Below are 16,487 nucleotides of genomic sequence, written 5' to 3'. Positions count from 1 at the left end.
TCATTATGGTTTTATTGGGCTATATTTAAAATGCCAAATATAGTTTGTTGTCTTGTCATAAAGGACCTCCAGATTATACGCCTTTCCATTCTTCCACATTTCAATAGTATGCATTAACGCCCTTGAACCTCTCGGATCTGCTACTCCTCTTGAGCCTTTTATAGCTTGCTCTAAAATTTGAACAGGAACCGCTCTGCCAGGGTTTGTCATATGTTCAGCCGCTTTCGCACTAAAATTGAATAACTCTTTTCCTCCTCCCTTAGCAGTCCCTTTAAAAAGTGCTTTCAACCATGCTCCTGAAAAGGCCAATGCTCTTCCTGCTAACGGTCCTGCGAGTTCTCCAGCTGCAATGCCCACAAGAGTTCGCCCTATCTGACGCTCAATTTCACTCCTTTCTCGGTTTATCAAGCCATTGAACAGTTCAGACTTAGAATTTTCTGATAGCGGACTGTTATCACCTAATAGAATGTTTTGCAACTTGCCACTGGAAGCAATCAAACCAAAAGCATTAACGGCTTTGTTAGATTTAACTCCCGCATTTTGATAAAAATTCAAATAAGAATCTTTACCTGTTTGAATTGACATGGAAGAGCCCACATTTTTATAGCCTTCGATATCTTTATGACCTTCCCGCCATATATATCGGTTTTCATCCTCATTACTTTGATACCAATCCATTCCATCGGGATCAAACAAATTGACAGGATCATTTCCAACATACACATAAGGAGACCAAGAGTAATACTTCTCTGCCATCGGGTCCACCGTACTAAACCGTCCCAATGCAGGGTCCATATACCGGGCAGAATAATCATAAAGGTTAAGCCCTCTTTCCGTATCCAGTTCCTTACCGTTGTACTTGTAAGGCTGCTGGCTGGTTGTGGAACCCTCAGCAAATGACATCCCGAACGGATAATAGTGATTACTCTGAACAATACTGCCACTAGAGCTGGCAATCACACGATTATTACCCAAATGATCCGTCAGATAAAAATAGTATGTGCTGTTTTCTATATAACCTCCATCAACCAGAATGCGTTTCAATAAACCGTTTTCATAGATCACATTGCCACAGTAATCAGTTGTTTTACTACCACCGAGCACCGTTTTCAATTTCCGTCCGTCGGCCGCATACGTGTATGTATTCGTGGCAGAAGAAATCTTAAGCGTCTGCGGCGAATTTAATACATTATATGAGATTTCGGTTATACTTTTATTATAATCTTTTATCAGGTTGCCATTTTTATCGTAAAGGTATTCTGTTGCAAGGTTGGTATTGTTCTTTTGTGGGTAGCCTCCTCTGACAAGACGAGAGAGGTATCATACATAAAGTTACAATTTCTTTTGCATTCACGAGTTTATATGACAACGTAAAAGCTATCTAGGAAAGAAATAACTTCAAATAGATTGAATTTGCCAAATATATGAGGGGGGGGGATGCTATAAAAACATTACCCTGCAAGCCTATTTTTTAAAATTATTTATCGTCTCAATCAAAACCTCCAAGAATTCATTTTCGTACATTTCCTGTTTTTTCAACAACTCTACTTCTCTAAGGACCTCTGTACGATCAGTAAACAACATTTTGAAAAGATAGTATTCACATAAAGTCTCTTTATCAGAGGGATGCTCATTCATGTACAAACGTATTGCCGACAATCCTTCGTTGTAATATTGATTCCGATGAATTGTATCTGACCTACTTTCACTTTCGAGAGCTTTAAACCTATTCAAGTACATTGATTTTATATAGTTTTTATCAAAAGCAGTTGAGTCTAAGGATGAAACGTATTGAATGCCTTCCTTATAATCCTTCAATAAAAAGAGAATCGTTGTTTTTGTGTTGAATATTTTATATTTAAATGAATTACAATTAATACTATCAAGATATATTTTTGAAGCTATTAAATAGTCGGCATCGTTTTTATTGTAAAAACTATTCAAATTTTCTTTTGCTTTTCTTAGTAAAACATTGCAATTACTATCTTTTTCTACTTTGCAAGAAAATAAAAAGAATAAAAAAGAGTAGAATATAATATTGATTTTCATGTTATTATCTCCTATTGTTTTGGGAAAGTCCATTTATGCGTAAAACTTTTGGGGATTGGGAAGAAACCAAGCGTGACTACCGGTGTTCTTCCCTCTGGTTTAGTAACACACCAATTACCTTTAACTTCTATCTTAGAAAAACTACTACTAAAACTAACATTGGAAACTGGGACAGAAATAACTCCTTGTATAACTCTTGTCCCTGTTTGTGAGAAATTAACCCCAGTAGGTTCTGTTAATACCCTCGAATAAGTTCGCCCCCATACTCTACTGTCATACTACTAGAAGATCCTGTTAATTCTCCATCTGTTCCACAATTTGAGCTGACGTTGGTAACAACAAAACCCCATCAAAAGTTTTCCCTGCAATATTAGTTCCTGTAGCATTATCAGTGTCCATCATTGCATTTACTTCAATCCCGACATTACTATTTTCTTTTATATTTATCATATGCATTCCCACATTTTTATCAAATGTAACAAAACCAATTTGATTTGAAGATAATTCTGGAAAATTATATGACATGTCTAAATGCCCTAAAAGAGCTTTATCGTTTCCAATATATGTGTATCCTTTAGGTGTAGTTTTGGCTGATATTGCATTATCGTTCCATGTTATATTTTTATCTTTATCTGTTACCTATTCTTTCCCCTTGGGATCAATTCTGTTCACTGGACTGTTTCCACAATATGCATATGGATTAATTTCATAGTACTTCTCCGCCATCGGGTCCACAGTGTTAAACCATCCCAATACAGGATTCATATACCGAGCTGAGTAATCATACAAATTCAATGCTCTCTCCGTATCCAGTTCCTTACCGTTGTACTTGTAAGACTGCTGGCTGGTTGCGGAACCCTCAGCAAATGACATCCCGAAAGGATAATAGTGATTACTCTGAACAAGATTGCCACTGGCACTGGCAATCACACGATTATTACTCAAATGATCCGTCAGGTAAAAATAGTATGCGCCGTTTTCAATTTCCCTCCGTCGGCCGCATACATATATGTATGCGTGGCAGAAAAGATCTTAAGCGTCTGCGGCAAATTTAATACATTATATGAGATTTCAGTTATACTTTTATTATAATCTTTTATCAGGTTGCCATTTTTATCGTAAAGGAATTATCTTGTTTTGTTCTCTCCCGAAACGCTCCAGCTCATGGCAGAGATGTTACCGTTATAACGAGGGGTATTGCCCGCATAAGTATCATTATAGTAAAGAGTCTGACTAAAAAGAGGGGAAGCAACGGACTTCATCCAGGAACGGATGTTATAGGCATACGAACTGATCAGAGCAGATTGCTTATTCTTTTTATTCGTTTTAAGACGTCCCAGTTTGTCGTAGGTATTTTCTGCCAGTTTCACTATACTGTCCGTATTGAGTTTATGTTTCACCGTTGTTAGTCTTCCTGCGTGATCGAAGTACATTACACTGCAAAGATAAGAGGGAGTGGAACTGCCTTCCAGTCTGGCTGTCAGGGTACCTGTCAAAAGGGTTTTGGCACTTGCCGTATAACGGGTGTGGTAACCAGCTTCGGCATCGTATTTGAAGTTTGCATCCGTAGAAGCCGGTATACCGTTGGTACCCATAAAAGCATAGTCATCATAGTGGCTAAAGTTGAGCACAGTGGGGCTTACAAGGGCTTTGATTCGCCCTCTTAACTCAAATACCGCCGTATTCGGTATTGGCAAGCAACCATTTTTGCTTTTCGCAAGAGTATTCATAAGTAAAAATGCCCCAATCTCCGACACTAATTCCAAGATTATTTTTCTTAATCAGTTTAACACCCCTACCGCCAATCCTAATAGCTAACTGCCTGTCTGTTAGTTTTAACCATACACAACACGCACTTATTCCTTTTTTTAATTCCTTTTGCAACGATTTCGATAAACCATTCCAATTATGCAAACTCAAAAAGGTAACATTCTGCATACTATTACAAGGAAAATCAGCAGGTAAGCCGTCTTTACAAATATAATAATGGCAAGTATCACGCACACTAATTCCACGTTTTACAAAACTATTTTTCCAAGTAATATATGAATTGATACTTGAAATTATCATTTCATTTAACTGATTATTTGCCTGTCCTTTGAGTTGAAAGAACATAAAAAGAACAATAATGATGACTTTTTTTTTCATACCTCTCTATCTTTTAGAATTTACAAATCTTTTCATTGGAATAACTGCCTGCACACCGACCGAAGTATAAACATAAACTTTTCCATCGCCTCTGCCAAAAACATAATGAGTTCCTGTACCTGCATTTTCTACATCAACAAACGAGGGAAACTGATTAAACCAAGATTTTTTTGTGCCATTCATTTTGTCATCATTACCAATTACTTTACCATTAACCTCAAAGTTAGTTCTCCCGTTAGGGGCTATGCGGTTTACTGGATTATTAGCACCATTGCCACAGTAATTAGTTGTTTTACTATCATTGAGCACCGTTTTCAATTTCTCCGAGGCTTTCTTATTATAACTTCTTTATATTTTCGGTAAGGTTTGAGGCCTCAACCATAAGGATACAAATTCATTATAGGTGTCAATAACTGCAATGCAGTTATTGATAAATTCAACCGCATTACCTGACTTTTCAGGGTTACCAATACATACCCACCCTGTTTGAGCATTTATGTAAACTGGAAAATCCTCTTTATTCACCCTGTAAGAACCGACGCCAGCTTTTAAATCATCCATGACCTGTAAAGTCCCTTTTGTACTTTGTGGAACTTTACAATCAGATTTTATCCAAGTAGTAAAACCACAAAAGCCCCATACTTGAATAACTTTATTGTTATCAACTACAGTAAGATTCAACTTATTGACAACTATATCAAGATTTATTTCTTGAACTGTTGGTTCAATATCAAAAGAGCATTCTTCAATATCATAAGTTAACACTCTTTCCTCTGCAACGCCTGTATATTCTACATTAAACTTCATTAGTATGTAATATTAAGGTAATAAACAACATTCGTTTTAGGATTAATTCATAATTTCCATATTCCTTGTGCCCCTAAAAGTTCCAGGCACACCCAATTCATACCTCCTTTGAAAGTTGCATCTGGTATACCTTTATCAGTTGACATAATTTCTTGTATGGTCAAAGGATATCTCATATAAAGTCTTGCAAGTTGCCCGCATTTTGATAAAAATTCAAATAAGAATATTCATCTGTTTGATTTGACATGGAAGAGCCCACATTTTTTATAGCCTTTGAATCCGTCCATCGGCTGCATACGTGTATGGATTCGTGCCAGAATAAATCTTAAGAGTCTGCGGCAAATTTAATACATTATATGAAATTTCAGTTATACTTTTATTATAATATTTTTATCTGATTAATCTTTTTATAACTGCAATCTTGACCATTTCTTCAGCCGAATCAAATGTTAGTTCATAGCTTCTACAGACTACGGAAATAGTAGTAAACTAATTGCCATTTAGGATAATCTGTAGACAACATATGCTATTGACATCCTGTTTTTACTACATAAAAGATGACATTCCAGATTTCTTTTAAATAATATTTTCGCTTACGTGCTTGCATAAGCAAAGTTTTCACCATATATTGTCACTGATTTTCTTTCAAACCTGTTGGGTACATTTCTTTTAGGTTTGGTCACTTCAAAGAAAACAACTATTCAAAAGAAAAAGAAACTCTTTTAATTTTTTATTCCAACCATTTTTAAACAAGCTCTAATACACTAAAAAAATCCAAATTCAACTTGTCTTTTTTTCATTATAATAATTGTAGTTCATTAAAATGCTTCAAACATAATCGAAGCTCTCTTGCCTCTTTTAATAATTCCCGTTCTATTTCATTCTTTGCTTTGCACTTGGCAAAATATTCGGCATTCAAAATAATTTCCTCTCTACTTGCTTTTGCCATTACCTGTCGATTAAGCTGTTGCAAATGCAGCGTTTTTGTTTTATCGTCATAGTCAGGCAATTTTCCGTTTTGCAACATAAAAATAATAACCTCTAAATGGTCTTCTATATTTTCGTATGAAATAGAAATTATTCTTTCTTTATTCTTAAACTCAACATCATAAAAAGCATTTCCATTAATAGTTTCATTTACTTTACTAAAACCAAATTCGGCTTCAAGAAAAGAATAAAAAAGTTTAACAGCTTCTATATATTCTTGTATTTCTATCATGGCTTTATAATTTGAAATGCGTTAGAATGAAACTTTAAATAATTTTTTATCATATTTTGCTCCATTTAATAAAAGATACTCAGATTAGCTCTCGTAACATCAAGCCCAATATCCAAAATAGGTCTGCCGCTTCTCTTCTGCTGCAAAATCCATTGTCGGTTATAAGTCATCATTTGACTTGTAACTTGATCAGCAGTTCCTGTATATTTTGGCATGTTATTCAAAATCACTGACCCCGGACGTTTAGCAGCTTCCACGCTAACACGCTTCATCCCTTCTCCAATAATTGTCTCCCCCCTTTGCAGCCCCGTTAAATAGTGCTTTCAACCATGCTCCTGAAAAGGTCAATATCCTTCCTGCTAACGGTCCTGCGAGTTCTACAGCTGCAATGCCCACTAGAGTTTTACCTATCCGATGCTCAATTTCACTCCTTTCTCGGTTTATCAAGCCATTGAACAGTTCAGACTTAGAATTTTCTGACAGCGGACTGTTATCACCTAATAGAATGTTTTGCAACTTGCCACTGGAAGCAATCAAATCAAAAGCATTAACGGCTTTGTTAGATTTTACTCCCGCATTTTAATAAAAATTCAAATAAGAATATTTATCTGTTTGAATTGACATGGAAGAGCCCACATTTTTTATAGCCTTCGAATCCGTCCATCGGCTGCATACGTGTATGGATTCGTGCCAGAAGAAATTTTAAGCGTCTGCGGCAAATTTAATACATTATATGAGATTTCAGTTATACTTTTATTATAATATTTTCATCTGATTAATATTTTTATCGTAAAGATATTCTGCTGCAAGGTTGGTATTGCCTACTTAAAATCTATCGGTTGAGAGAGTCACCACTGAACCTGTGTCTTCTGATTTCACCAACTGATTGCCGGCGTAAAACATTCTCGTTATCTTGTATTTACGCTTGTAGGACTGCCTAAGTCATCATAACGTTCATAGACAATCTTTTTGTTAAAATCATGATTATCTGAATTAACACAATTAAATGTTGTATTATCGTATAATTATGGAATAGCTAACTCTAAGCAAACATTTGAGTTAAGCATAAAAAGTTTAACTTTACCAAATGAAAAAGAAGAAAGAACACATTATGACTCTCTTTCCCGGCAATAGCATCATCAAACAAACTCTTGAAGAAAAGAAACTCTCTGAGATGAAAAAGCGTATACGTGATATTCAGGTGGAGAATTTTAAGGGTCCATAGAAATACGCAGCCGAAGCTCTTGAAGTATCTTTGGATTATTTGGTAGACTCTACCGATATCCTTTTAAAGAAAAGTATTGTCAATAAGATTCCAGATATACTAAAGAAACTAAAAGAGAGCTACAAACAACATGTTTTTGCCCTCCTTGATACGTTTATTAAGCAAACTAAATTGCAAAGTATAATGTAATGGGAAGACTCGTTCTTGCGGGGGCCATTGTTATTTCTTAAACTGTTCTAATTTGTGAGTGTAATGCTTTTTATTATCAAAGCCAACATAGTTTATGCCCTCACAGTATTTAATATTCCCATCTAAAACATTTGTTCCCCAAAAGCTTATAAATTCAAGTTCGGGCAAATCCTTTACAAAAGCAAGACTTTTAATTTCTCCTGATTCAGACAGTATTATTTTTTTAAGGGATTTCACTTTCCCCAATGTTTCAAAATCAGTTATTTTCTTGCACAGCTCCACTTGTATTTCTTCAAGGCTACTTAATAAGACTTGTAATGCTGCTATGGTTTCCAATTTTGAAGCACTAAATATTTCAAGTCTCTTAAGATTATTAAAATTATTAACACCCTGCAAGGTGGCAATATTTGTTTTTATCAAACTTAAATGCTCTAAATTACTCAGTGATGGTAAGGTAGATAAATCTTTGGTTTTAGGCTTATAATTACTCACAGTAAGGCTTTTCAAATTATTGCAAAATTCTAAACCTTGTAATCTTTCAGAGAATGCGACACCGCACATCTCAATATCAGGAAAGTTTTTTAAATCAATTACATCTTTTCCATTATCAGGAATACCAAGGTATTTTAACTTATGCAATTCGTTTACTATACTATAATCATAATGTGTTTCCAAAACAGATAACCCTTCTAAAAAGTCTTTAAGCTCAGTCAAAAAACCAATATCTTTTGCCTTGTAATTTTGAAAACTGTTTATTGTTATAAACCGCAAATTATTATTGTATAAATACTCTATACAATCAGAAAGTCTATCAGAGTTTATAAATAGTGACTCCTGTCCATTTATTCCTACTAAGATTTTCAATCCTTCTTCAGTTTCTTTTACCATAATTAAAACCCTCCTAATTTTTTACCAGGTGAAAATATCTTATTATAAGTCGGTGATAAAGGGTTGAAGCTTTTTGGGCCGCCAAATTGCATCATCAACTTATGCTCATTAATAAACGCTGCCCTTGTACTTGATGCTGGATAAAATGTGCTTTTTAGAAGTTTGTCACCGTATCTAGTTTCGATACGATTTATTGATTGCATCATTCGAGACTCTAAACCCTTACCTGCGTAGAATTTACCGCTTTGAAACTCTAGTAAATATGAGCCATAACTTTCTCTGCTTCAGCCACTCCCTTAGTGGCTCCCTTAAAAAGAACTTTCAACCATGACCCTGAAAAGGCCAATGCTCTTCCTGCTAACGCTCCTGCGAATTCTACAGCTGCAATGCCCACTAGAGTTTTACCTATCCGATGCTCAATTTCGCTCTTTTCTGTGTTTGTCAAGCCATTGAACAGTTCAGACTTAGAATTTCCTGACAGCGGACTGTTATCACTTAATAATATCTTTATGACCTTCCCGCCATAGATATCGGGTTTCATCCTCATTACTTTGATACCAATCCATTCCATCGGGTCCACCATATTAAACCGTCCCAATGCCGGATCCATCAATCTAGCCGAATAATCATAAAGATTAAGTCCTCTTTCGGTATCCAGTTTCTTACCGTTGTACTTGTAAGGTTGCTGGCTGGTTGCAGAACCCTCAGCAAAATACATCCCGAAAGGATAATAATGATTGCTCTGAACAATACTGCCACTGGCACTTGTAATCACACGATTATTACCCAAATGATCCGTCAGGTAAAAATAGTATGCGCCGTTTTCAATTTCCCTCCGTCGGCCGCATACATATATGTATTCGTGGCAGAAGAGATCTTAAGCATCTGCGGCAAATTTAATACATTATATGAGATTTCGGTTATACCTTTATTATAATATTTTGTCAGGTTGGCATTTTTATCGTAAAGGAATTATCTTGTTCTCTTCTCTCCCGCAACGCTCCAGCTCATGGCAGAGATGTTACCGTTATAACGAGGGGTATTGCCCGCATAAGTATCATTATAGTAAAGAGTCTGACTAAAAAGAGGGGAAGCAACGGACTTCATTCAGGAACGGATGTTATAGGCATACGAACTGATCAGAGCAGATTGCTTATTCTTTTTATTCGTTTTGAGACGTCCCAGTTTGTCGTAGGTATTTTCTGCCAGTGTCACTATACTGTCCGTATTGAGTTTATGTTTCACCGTTGTCAGTCTTCCTGCGTGATCGAAGTACATTACACTGCAAAGATAAGAGGGAGTGGAACTGCCTTCCAGTCTGGCTGTCAGGGTACCTGTCAAAAGTTTTTTGGCACTTCGGGAGTTGTTTTGCCAGGCCTGACCCGGACCGTATTGTTCCAGAACACGGTTCAAGGGAGAGGATTCAGAAACAGGGAGGGCATAAGGTTTGGTCTCTCCGGGATAACTGCCTGAGGCATGGGTCATCAACGTATTCAAAGGGACATAAGAACCGTTATTACCGGATACGGAAGCAGGAAGCCATTCTTTAGGCTCACGACCCACTTCAGCAACTTCTAAAACCCAACAAATAATTATTTAAAAGTAGGAAATAAGTCATTTCTCAAAAATAGAGGTTCTAAACATTAAAACAAATTTCCATAAGTTAATTCTATGTTATATCATAGTTTTAAGAATAAAATAACATCAAAACAGAATAGCTATGTTTATCCAGACATTGAGTTGAGTATAAAAAGTAACTTTACCAAATAAAAGAGAATGTGCTTAAATTGAGTTATATGATAAAAAACGCAAGTTGTATAGTCGGTAAACTTGGTGCGAGCGGCTCTTTGCTTTATCGTTGGCGAGAAAAGCAAAGGTCATTTCCCAGTAATGGCATTATCAAACAGACTCCTGAATAAAAGCAACTCCCTGAAATGAGAAAACGCATACGTGATATTGATGTGTAGAATTTTAAAGGTCGCAAAAGCGGATATTATTCCTGAATGCAATCTCCTGTAGGTAACAGCAGAAAGCTCCATGAGCAACAGTTGTTATCCATATGAAAAATTATTTAGCTTGCGCCTCAGACGTAACCAATCTTCCTGTTCTGGGTGGGGACTTTGCCTACCAGATCATAGCGCTGAATTTATTTGATAGAAAAATCATTGAATGGAGTGCCATCGATGGCATGACAACAAAGGAAACAGTAAAAACAGAAAAGTCTAGACAATGCCAGACCTTTCTATTTTCGTTAAATATCTATTACATATCACTTTCTTCGACTATTATTTCATTAATTTTCACATCGCCATTGTCTAATACAATTAATTCGAACCAATAACAGACATCTGTATCTGGAACACAAAAACTAATCTCAAAAACTATTTCATTGTTTCTCGCCTCTCTTATTGAGAAATAAGATAAACTATACCTTACAATCTCTTTTTCAGGTATAAAAGCCCTAAAGTCATCTTGCTGTATTTTCCTATTTAAAAGAATATCTTTGCCATCTTTATTTATGGTTAATATCATATCCCTACAGGCATAATACACAGTATCCTTTCCTTTTCCGTCTATAATTGGATATTTGGTAACAACTTGCCCATTATCTTGTGTTTTATACAAAACATGATAACGACCGATAATAGAATCTACATTGACAGACTCAAAAGGTATAACCTTATGTTTTCTTTCCACTTGGACAGGTTTGCTAGAAAGATCTACACTAATAGTATCTCTTGTATTTTCATCATTTATTTTATTTTTTGTCCCATTGCATGATGATAATAAATATTCTACTACGAATATTAATGCAAATAAATATTTTCTACTCATATCTTTTAGTCTTGAATAATTATCTCCATTTTTTTTAATATTATTTCAGAAACAGATATTTCAGGCAGTGGTCTTTGGGGTGCTTCAGGACTCTGTCCAACTACTGTGACCTCAGGCAAAGTTCCACCATTGTACTCCGGTTGTTGAGTAGGAGTGCTGGAATCTATTATTTGTTGAGGGTCAACCAAATGATTCGCTCCGTTAGCCGGATTTATATTAGATCCATTCACTGATATTTCGTAATGCAAGTGTTCCGTGTAGTCACTTTGGCCATTTTTACCAGATCCGCCCATAGTTCCAATTTGTTGCCCCTCTTTTATTTCACTACCCACTTTAAGACCAGAACTTGTAGCATCTAAATGCATGTATGAAGTCGAAACTTTACTATCTGCTGAAGTTATCTTTATCCTGTTACCGCCGCCATCTCCATCTCCAGCATGTCCTACTCTTGTTACGGTTCCGTTGTGAGTTGCAACAATTGGCGCTCCCTGGTCCGTATTGCCGCCTCCCGTATGATTAATGTCAACTCCTTGGTGTAATCTCCCACGAAGTCTTGGTGCATGCCAATTATTCTCATGGCTATGTCCATTTCCATTATAAGTTTTATTCACTGGCCATTCTCTTCTTCCATCCGGGTCAATCTTGTTTATTGGATTGTCAGAACAATACACATATGGAGAAATCCGAATCGTTTTCTCCGCTTTTGGATCTACAGTATTAAACCTACCCAATGCAGGATCCATCAATCTAGCCGAGTAATCATACAAATTCAATCCTCTCTCGGTATCCAGTTCCTTACCGTTGTACTTGTAAGGTTGCTGGTTGGTTGCTGAACCCTCGGCAAAAGACATCCCGAACGGATAATAATGATTACTCTGAACAAGACTGCCACTGTAGCTGGCAATCACACGATTATTACCCAAATGATCCGTCAGGTAAAAATAGTATGTGCCGTTTTCAATTTTCCTCCGTCGGCTGGATACGTATATGTATTCGTGGCAGAAGAAATTTTAAGCGTCTGCGGCAAATTTAATACATTATATAAAATTTCAGCTATACTTTTATTATAATATTTTTATCTGATTAATCTTTTTATCGTAAAGATATTCTGTTGCAAGATTGGCATTGTTCTTAAAATCCATCGATTGAGAGAGAGTCACAGAGAAACCTGTGCCTTCTGTCTTCACCAGTTGATTGCCGGCATAAGTCATGCTCAGGTTGTCGATAAGACCGTAAGGAGTAGCACCTGTAAAAACACCTTGAGCGCTCTATCCGCCACCTACCTTTGAATGGCATTGTGGTGAAAGCCACCCGTGATAATGTAACAGGTACCTACAAAGGGTATTTCTTATCGGGTATTACCCTTGTAAGCTCCACTGTGCTGAACGTCAGCTACTATGATGACTATGCTTTTATGGGTACCAATGGCATACCGGCTTCTACGGATGCAAACTTCAAATACGATGCCGAAACAGGTTACGATACCCGTTATACGGCAAGTGCCAAAACCTTTTTGACAGGCGCCCTGACAGCCAAGCTAGAAGGCAGTTCCACTCCCTCCTATCTTTGCGGTGTAATGTACTTCGATCACGCAGGAAGACTGACAACGGTGAAACACAAACTCAATACGGACAGTATAGTGACACTGACAGAAAATACCTACGACGAACTGGGACGTCTTAAAACGAACAAAAAGAATAAGCAATCTGCTATGAGCTGGAGCGTTTCGGGAGAGAACAAAACAAAAGAATTCCTTTACGATAAAAATGGCAACCTGATAAAAGATTATAATAAAAACATAACCGAAATCTCATACAATGTATTAAATTTGCCGCAGACGTTGAAGATTTCTTCTGCCATGAATACATATACGTATGCGGCCGACGGAGGAAAATAGAAAATGGCGCATACTCTTTTTACCTGACGGATCATTTGGGTAATAATCGTGTGATTGCCAGTGCCAGTGGCAGTATTGTTCAGAGTAATCATTATTATCCGTTCGGGATGTCATTTGCTGAGGGTTCCACAACCAGCCAGCAACCTTACAAGTACAATGGTAAGGATTGGTATCAAGATGAAAAAGGCAATGTCCTATGGCAAGAAGGAAATGGAAATATTGAAGGGTATAAAAATATTGGAGCAAGTTATACGATGGATATAGGAGATGTTATTTCTATTACTTATACTCAAATTGACGCAACATTGATGACCTTTACAGGGGCAAAAGAATCCAGTTGGGAATCTCAAATTACTAATGGAACGAATTATTACCAAGCAAGTTCGGAAATGTTAGAGAACGAAGGAGTAGAAACCACTGTTAGAGGAACAGAAGTATTAGTTACAGGTACAGCTGCCAACGGACGAGCTGGCGATGCGAATGCAAATGCAAGCATTGGATTTGCCGTGATTGGCCAAGCTCTGGAAAACGGTAATCCAATTATGGGACATCTTCTAATAATCAATTGACGATAAGCAATAATAAGATGACGGGGTCCTATAATCATGGGAGGAGTAAATATAATTATACTGTAACAACAGTAAGACGCAACAGATAACGCCATGAAACATCTTATTCTAATAATAATTTCATTCCTTACCTTAAGCTGTAAAGGACAAAATCAAGAGTTTGTTATATATCTGTCAAATTTCAGAAGCGTTGAACTGCCTTTGACAGTTGACAGAAAAACATACAGCACCATTTTTTATCCAAACAAAATAAATCACGAAATTATTGAAAATTTGGTGAAAGAGTTTATTTGTAATGACTCCACAAATTATTCTGTAAACTCTACGGAATACAGATATGATTATGGGGTTAAGTTTGCTCTTGGTGATTATCACGTTGTTCTTGTACACAAGCAAAAATATGAAGGTACAACCCCATATGATTTTGACTTGTCGGAGGTTGTCCTGATAGTTTATTCTAAGCAAGGTAGAATATTATCCTCACAATCAATAAGTAAGGACAATGATGGCTGGATTAGTTTGACACAAATAACAAGGGAGAACATCGAAGTGCAGCAAATTAAAATCCTAGAGTTTAACAAGTCCGAAATGAACAGCAAAATAGAAACCAAAGTATACCAGATAGCCCGAAACGGAATTATCAATAATATACGTACAGAGCCCATTAAAAAGGGTATTGTTATTTGGGATGAACAAATAGAAGATTTTAAATTGAAATAATCGCTTAGGCAATAATCAATGTACATCATGAGAGAGGGTGTGTCTTGACGACACACCCTCTTCTTATTATTTTAATTCAAAAGGAACAGATACCTTAAATTCTTTAAAAATATCTATATGTTTTTTTATATTTTTTGATAATACTTTTCCTGAATAATCAATATAGTATTTAACCGAATTTGATAAAATCAAATCGTCTTTACTATTAACACTTTTAAGATCCTCTTTATACTTATAGCTATTCTCTGTAACCTCAATATCTGTAGAAAAGAACTTGTAGGTTAATTTCACTTGGCCCGTCTCTCCATATACATTTATTTCACTTTCATAAATTTTTTGCTTCTTATAAATAACCTTCGCTTCTGTCCCTTCAGAACTAATGCCATCAATATTGTAGGTAATTATCGTATCTTTCTTTATTACATCATTCTCTTTTGTAATAGTTTTAACAGACTTCGGTTCATTGCTATCTTTTAAATTGCAACTTGTCAATGCTAACACTAAGGAAATTAACATCGTTTTCATTGTCATAATATGGGTAATCCTTTCTTTTTAGGTAAAGTTCGTAATTGTTGCAAAGTCCTTCCTTGTAAATTTTGAAAATGTGACCTATCTAAAAATTTCCATCTGCCTCCCCACTCAAGCCCTCTGCTCTCGCCTATTCGACCAATGATATCCCAATTATTAGTTTCCCAATTCAATTTTCCATTTTCAATTGGAACAATATCAATGGCTAATCCAAAGTTATAGTTGCTACATCCGCCTCTTGCTTTTGTGACAATACTGCCAAGAGCTGTTCTTCCTTTCGCATATAGTTTATCTTGTTCTTCGACACTTCTAAAACCATCCGTCACTCGTAAATCTATATTATATCTATATTTAGCCTTTAATACAAACGATTTCATTCGATTTTGGATTGAAGGATGAAGAGATGCATTTTTTTGTCTGTAGGTTCACTACCTGTACTGATATCTTGATACGCTTGCCAAGACTGATTTGCTTTATAACCCTCAGAACTTAACGTCGTCATTCCTCCTTCTCCAAAAACATATGCAATTTCTACTGTGTTTGCTCGTGCAACTTTATCCCCGTCTTTATCAGTGTCATAATCAACCCAACGATAACCTGTATATTATCATAATCATTCACTTTAACCGAATTACCTTTTTTATCAAACGGTTCCCAAGATTGTCCATCTGGATCAATCAAATTTATAGGGTTATCGCTGTATAAGCATAAGGAGAACTATCATAATACTTTTCCGCCATCGGGTCCACCGTACTAAACCGTCCCAATGCAGGATCCATATACCGGGCTGAATAATCATAAAGGTTAAGCCCTCTTTCCGTATCCAGTTCCTTACCGTTGTACTTGTAAGGCTGCTGGCTGGTTGCGGAACCCTCAGCAAATGACATTCCGAACGGATAATAGTGATTACTCTGAACAATACTGCCACTAGAGCTGGCTATCACACGATTATTACCCAAATGGTCCGTCAGGTAGAAATAGTATGTACCGTTTTCTATATAGCCTCCATCAACCAGAATGCGTTTCAATAAGCCGTTTTCATAGATCACATTGCCACAGTAATCAGTTATTTTACTACCACCGAGCACCGTTTTCAATTTCCGTCCGTCGGCTGCATACGTGTATGTATTCGTGGCAGAAGAAATCTTAAGCGTCTGCGGCAAATTTAATACATTATATGAGATTTCGGTTATACTTTTATTATAATCTTTTATCAGGTTGGCATTTTTATCGTAAAGGAATTCTTTTGTTTTGTTCTCTCCCGCAACGCTCCAGATCATAGCAGATTGCTTATTCTTTTTATTCGTTTTTAAGACGCCCCAGTTTGTCGTAGGTATTTTCTGCCAGTGTCACTATACTGTCCGTATTGAGTTTATGTTTCACCGTTGTCAGTCTTCCTGCGTGATCGAAGTA

General features: G+C 36.4%; 22 protein-coding genes and 1 pseudogene. 4 read left to right on the top strand and 19 right to left on the bottom strand.

Features of this window, described 5'->3' with window-relative positions:
- Window positions 1-3 precede the first annotated feature (3 nt).
- From C511_RS17500 to C511_RS0107805, 10 genes are all read right to left on the bottom strand, one after another.
- Window positions 4-1,104, bottom strand: coding sequence for an RHS repeat domain-containing protein (locus C511_RS17500; RefSeq protein ID WP_226992589.1), 1,101 nt, complete (start codon window positions 1,102-1,104; stop codon window positions 4-6).
- A 360-nt stretch (window positions 1,105-1,464) separates the two neighbouring features.
- Window positions 1,465-2,082 (bottom strand): hypothetical protein, encoded by a 618-nt coding sequence (locus C511_RS16455; RefSeq protein ID WP_024997657.1) that lies wholly within the window; start codon window positions 2,080-2,082, stop codon window positions 1,465-1,467.
- 261 nt (window positions 2,083-2,343) lie between these two features.
- Window positions 2,344-2,574 carry a hypothetical protein gene (locus C511_RS16450; RefSeq protein ID WP_034781941.1) on the bottom strand — a complete coding sequence of 77 codons (231 nt, stop codon included), beginning with the start codon at window positions 2,572-2,574 and terminating at the stop codon, window positions 2,344-2,346.
- A gap of 114 nt (window positions 2,575-2,688) precedes the next feature.
- A complete protein-coding gene (locus tag C511_RS16445; RefSeq protein ID WP_024997658.1) occupies window positions 2,689-2,994 on the bottom strand; it encodes an RHS repeat domain-containing protein in 306 nt (101 codons plus the stop codon).
- 182 nt (window positions 2,995-3,176) lie between these two features.
- Window positions 3,177-3,746, bottom strand: coding sequence for a hypothetical protein (locus C511_RS0107840; RefSeq protein ID WP_148297779.1), 570 nt, complete (start codon window positions 3,744-3,746; stop codon window positions 3,177-3,179).
- Complete coding sequence (locus C511_RS0107835) at window positions 3,718-4,197, bottom strand: hypothetical protein (RefSeq protein WP_024997660.1); 480 nt, start codon at window positions 4,195-4,197, stop codon at window positions 3,718-3,720. The genes C511_RS0107840 and C511_RS0107835 overlap by 29 nt, the downstream gene beginning before the upstream one ends.
- Before the next feature lie 6 nt (window positions 4,198-4,203).
- Window positions 4,204-4,515, bottom strand: a complete 312-nt coding sequence (locus C511_RS0107830; protein WP_027318007.1) for a hypothetical protein — start codon at window positions 4,513-4,515, stop codon at window positions 4,204-4,206.
- Window positions 4,516-4,545: 30 nt separating this feature from the next.
- Window positions 4,546-5,004: a hypothetical protein gene (locus tag C511_RS0107825; protein WP_024997661.1), complete on the bottom strand. Its 459-nt coding sequence runs from the start codon at window positions 5,002-5,004 to the stop codon at window positions 4,546-4,548.
- A 799-nt stretch (window positions 5,005-5,803) separates the two neighbouring features.
- Window positions 5,804-6,223: a hypothetical protein gene (locus tag C511_RS0107815; protein WP_024997662.1), complete on the bottom strand. Its 420-nt coding sequence runs from the start codon at window positions 6,221-6,223 to the stop codon at window positions 5,804-5,806.
- Window positions 6,224-6,481: 258 nt separating this feature from the next.
- Window positions 6,482-6,760 carry a hypothetical protein gene (locus tag C511_RS0107805; RefSeq protein ID WP_024997664.1) on the bottom strand — a complete coding sequence of 93 codons (279 nt, stop codon included), beginning with the start codon at window positions 6,758-6,760 and terminating at the stop codon, window positions 6,482-6,484.
- 550 nt (window positions 6,761-7,310) lie between these two features.
- Between C511_RS0107805 and C511_RS17855 the strand changes: the two genes are divergently transcribed.
- A complete protein-coding gene (locus C511_RS17855; RefSeq protein WP_154657487.1) occupies window positions 7,311-7,448 on the top strand; it encodes a hypothetical protein in 138 nt (45 codons plus the stop codon).
- 219 nt (window positions 7,449-7,667) lie between these two features.
- Here the strand turns inward: C511_RS17855 and C511_RS0107795 are convergent, their stop codons facing one another.
- The 6 genes from C511_RS0107795 to C511_RS18305 all read right to left on the bottom strand — a co-directional run bounded on the left by C511_RS0107795 (window position 7,668) and on the right by C511_RS18305 (window position 12,283).
- On the bottom strand, window positions 7,668-8,525 hold the full coding sequence (locus C511_RS0107795) for a hypothetical protein (RefSeq protein WP_024997665.1): 858 nt from the start codon (window positions 8,523-8,525) through the stop codon (window positions 7,668-7,670).
- A 253-nt stretch (window positions 8,526-8,778) separates the two neighbouring features.
- The gene (locus C511_RS17250) at window positions 8,779-9,315 is read right to left on the bottom strand and encodes an RHS repeat domain-containing protein (RefSeq protein ID WP_051260490.1); all 537 of its coding nucleotides are present in this window, start codon (window positions 9,313-9,315) and stop codon (window positions 8,779-8,781) included.
- Between the two features lie 182 nt (window positions 9,316-9,497).
- Window positions 9,498-9,632, bottom strand: a complete 135-nt coding sequence (locus tag C511_RS18420) for a hypothetical protein (RefSeq protein WP_262482328.1) — start codon at window positions 9,630-9,632, stop codon at window positions 9,498-9,500.
- Window positions 9,633-10,088, bottom strand: coding sequence for a DUF6443 domain-containing protein (locus C511_RS0107780; protein ID WP_024997624.1), 456 nt, complete (start codon window positions 10,086-10,088; stop codon window positions 9,633-9,635). It lies immediately after the preceding gene.
- Window positions 10,089-10,787: 699 nt separating this feature from the next.
- Window positions 10,788-11,360, bottom strand: coding sequence for a DUF4738 domain-containing protein (locus C511_RS0107775; protein WP_024997625.1), 573 nt, complete (start codon window positions 11,358-11,360; stop codon window positions 10,788-10,790).
- 5 nt (window positions 11,361-11,365) lie between these two features.
- Window positions 11,366-12,283 (bottom strand): RHS repeat-associated core domain-containing protein, encoded by a 918-nt coding sequence (locus C511_RS18305; RefSeq protein ID WP_024997626.1) that lies wholly within the window; start codon window positions 12,281-12,283, stop codon window positions 11,366-11,368.
- 377 nt (window positions 12,284-12,660) lie between these two features.
- Between C511_RS18305 and C511_RS17235 the strand changes: the two genes are divergently transcribed.
- The 3 genes from C511_RS17235 to C511_RS0107745 all read left to right on the top strand — a co-directional run bounded on the left by C511_RS17235 (window position 12,661) and on the right by C511_RS0107745 (window position 14,546).
- Entirely contained in the window at window positions 12,661-13,257 is a 597-nt protein-coding gene (locus C511_RS17235) for a hypothetical protein (RefSeq protein ID WP_148297773.1), read from the top strand.
- A gap of 35 nt (window positions 13,258-13,292) precedes the next feature.
- Window positions 13,293-13,826, top strand: a complete 534-nt coding sequence (locus tag C511_RS17230) for a hypothetical protein (RefSeq protein ID WP_024997628.1) — start codon at window positions 13,293-13,295, stop codon at window positions 13,824-13,826.
- A 93-nt stretch (window positions 13,827-13,919) separates the two neighbouring features.
- On the top strand, window positions 13,920-14,546 hold the full coding sequence (locus C511_RS0107745; RefSeq protein ID WP_024997629.1) for a hypothetical protein: 627 nt from the start codon (window positions 13,920-13,922) through the stop codon (window positions 14,544-14,546).
- Between the two features lie 66 nt (window positions 14,547-14,612).
- Here the strand turns inward: C511_RS0107745 and C511_RS0107740 are convergent, their stop codons facing one another.
- The 3 genes and pseudogenes from C511_RS0107740 to C511_RS16415 form a co-directional block, all read right to left on the bottom strand.
- Complete coding sequence (locus tag C511_RS0107740; RefSeq protein ID WP_148297774.1) at window positions 14,613-15,071, bottom strand: hypothetical protein; 459 nt, start codon at window positions 15,069-15,071, stop codon at window positions 14,613-14,615.
- Window positions 15,072-15,073: 2 nt separating this feature from the next.
- Window positions 15,074-15,466 (bottom strand): annotated as a pseudogene (locus tag C511_RS16420) (M15 family metallopeptidase); the annotation flags it as partial.
- A gap of 291 nt (window positions 15,467-15,757) precedes the next feature.
- On the bottom strand, window positions 15,758-16,354 hold the full coding sequence (locus C511_RS16415; RefSeq protein ID WP_051260486.1) for an RHS repeat domain-containing protein: 597 nt from the start codon (window positions 16,352-16,354) through the stop codon (window positions 15,758-15,760).
- Between the last annotated feature and the right edge of the window lie 133 nt (window positions 16,355-16,487).

This window comes from Bacteroides graminisolvens DSM 19988 = JCM 15093, assembly GCF_000428125.1.
Classification (GTDB): domain Bacteria; phylum Bacteroidota; class Bacteroidia; order Bacteroidales; family Bacteroidaceae; genus Bacteroides; species Bacteroides graminisolvens.
Note: the sequence above shows the minus strand (reverse complement) of the source record. Positions and strands in the feature narration are given on the sequence as shown.

Bases quoted from the DNA above. Each gene is read 5' to 3' on its own strand.
- C511_RS0107740 (WP_148297774.1), bottom strand. From the start codon at position 15,071: ATGAAAACGATGTTAATTTCCTTAGTGTTAGCATTGACAAGTTGCAAT.
- C511_RS18420 (WP_262482328.1), bottom strand. From the start codon at position 9,632: ATGAAGTCCGTTGCTTCCCCTCTTTTTAGTCAGACTCTTTACTATAAT.
- C511_RS0107835 (WP_024997660.1), bottom strand. From the start codon at position 4,197: ATGAAAAAAAAAGTCATCATTATTGTTCTTTTTATGTTCTTTCAACTC.
- C511_RS0107815 (WP_024997662.1), bottom strand. From the start codon at position 6,223: ATGATAGAAATACAAGAATATATAGAAGCTGTTAAACTTTTTTATTCT.
- C511_RS16450 (WP_034781941.1), bottom strand. From the start codon at position 2,574: ATGTCATATAATTTTCCAGAATTATCTTCAAATCAAATTGGTTTTGTT.
- C511_RS0107825 (WP_024997661.1), bottom strand. From the start codon at position 5,004: ATGAAGTTTAATGTAGAATATACAGGCGTTGCAGAGGAAAGAGTGTTA.
- C511_RS0107745 (WP_024997629.1), top strand. From the start codon at position 13,920: ATGAAACATCTTATTCTAATAATAATTTCATTCCTTACCTTAAGCTGT.
- C511_RS16455 (WP_024997657.1), bottom strand. From the start codon at position 2,082: ATGGACTTTCCCAAAACAATAGGAGATAATAACATGAAAATCAATATT.
- C511_RS0107795 (WP_024997665.1), bottom strand. From the start codon at position 8,525: ATGGTAAAAGAAACTGAAGAAGGATTGAAAATCTTAGTAGGAATAAAT.
- C511_RS0107775 (WP_024997625.1), bottom strand. From the start codon at position 11,360: ATGAGTAGAAAATATTTATTTGCATTAATATTCGTAGTAGAATATTTA.
- C511_RS16415 (WP_051260486.1), bottom strand. From the start codon at position 16,354: ATGATCTGGAGCGTTGCGGGAGAGAACAAAACAAAAGAATTCCTTTAC.
- C511_RS17855 (WP_154657487.1), top strand. From the start codon at position 7,311: ATGAAAAAGAAGAAAGAACACATTATGACTCTCTTTCCCGGCAATAGC.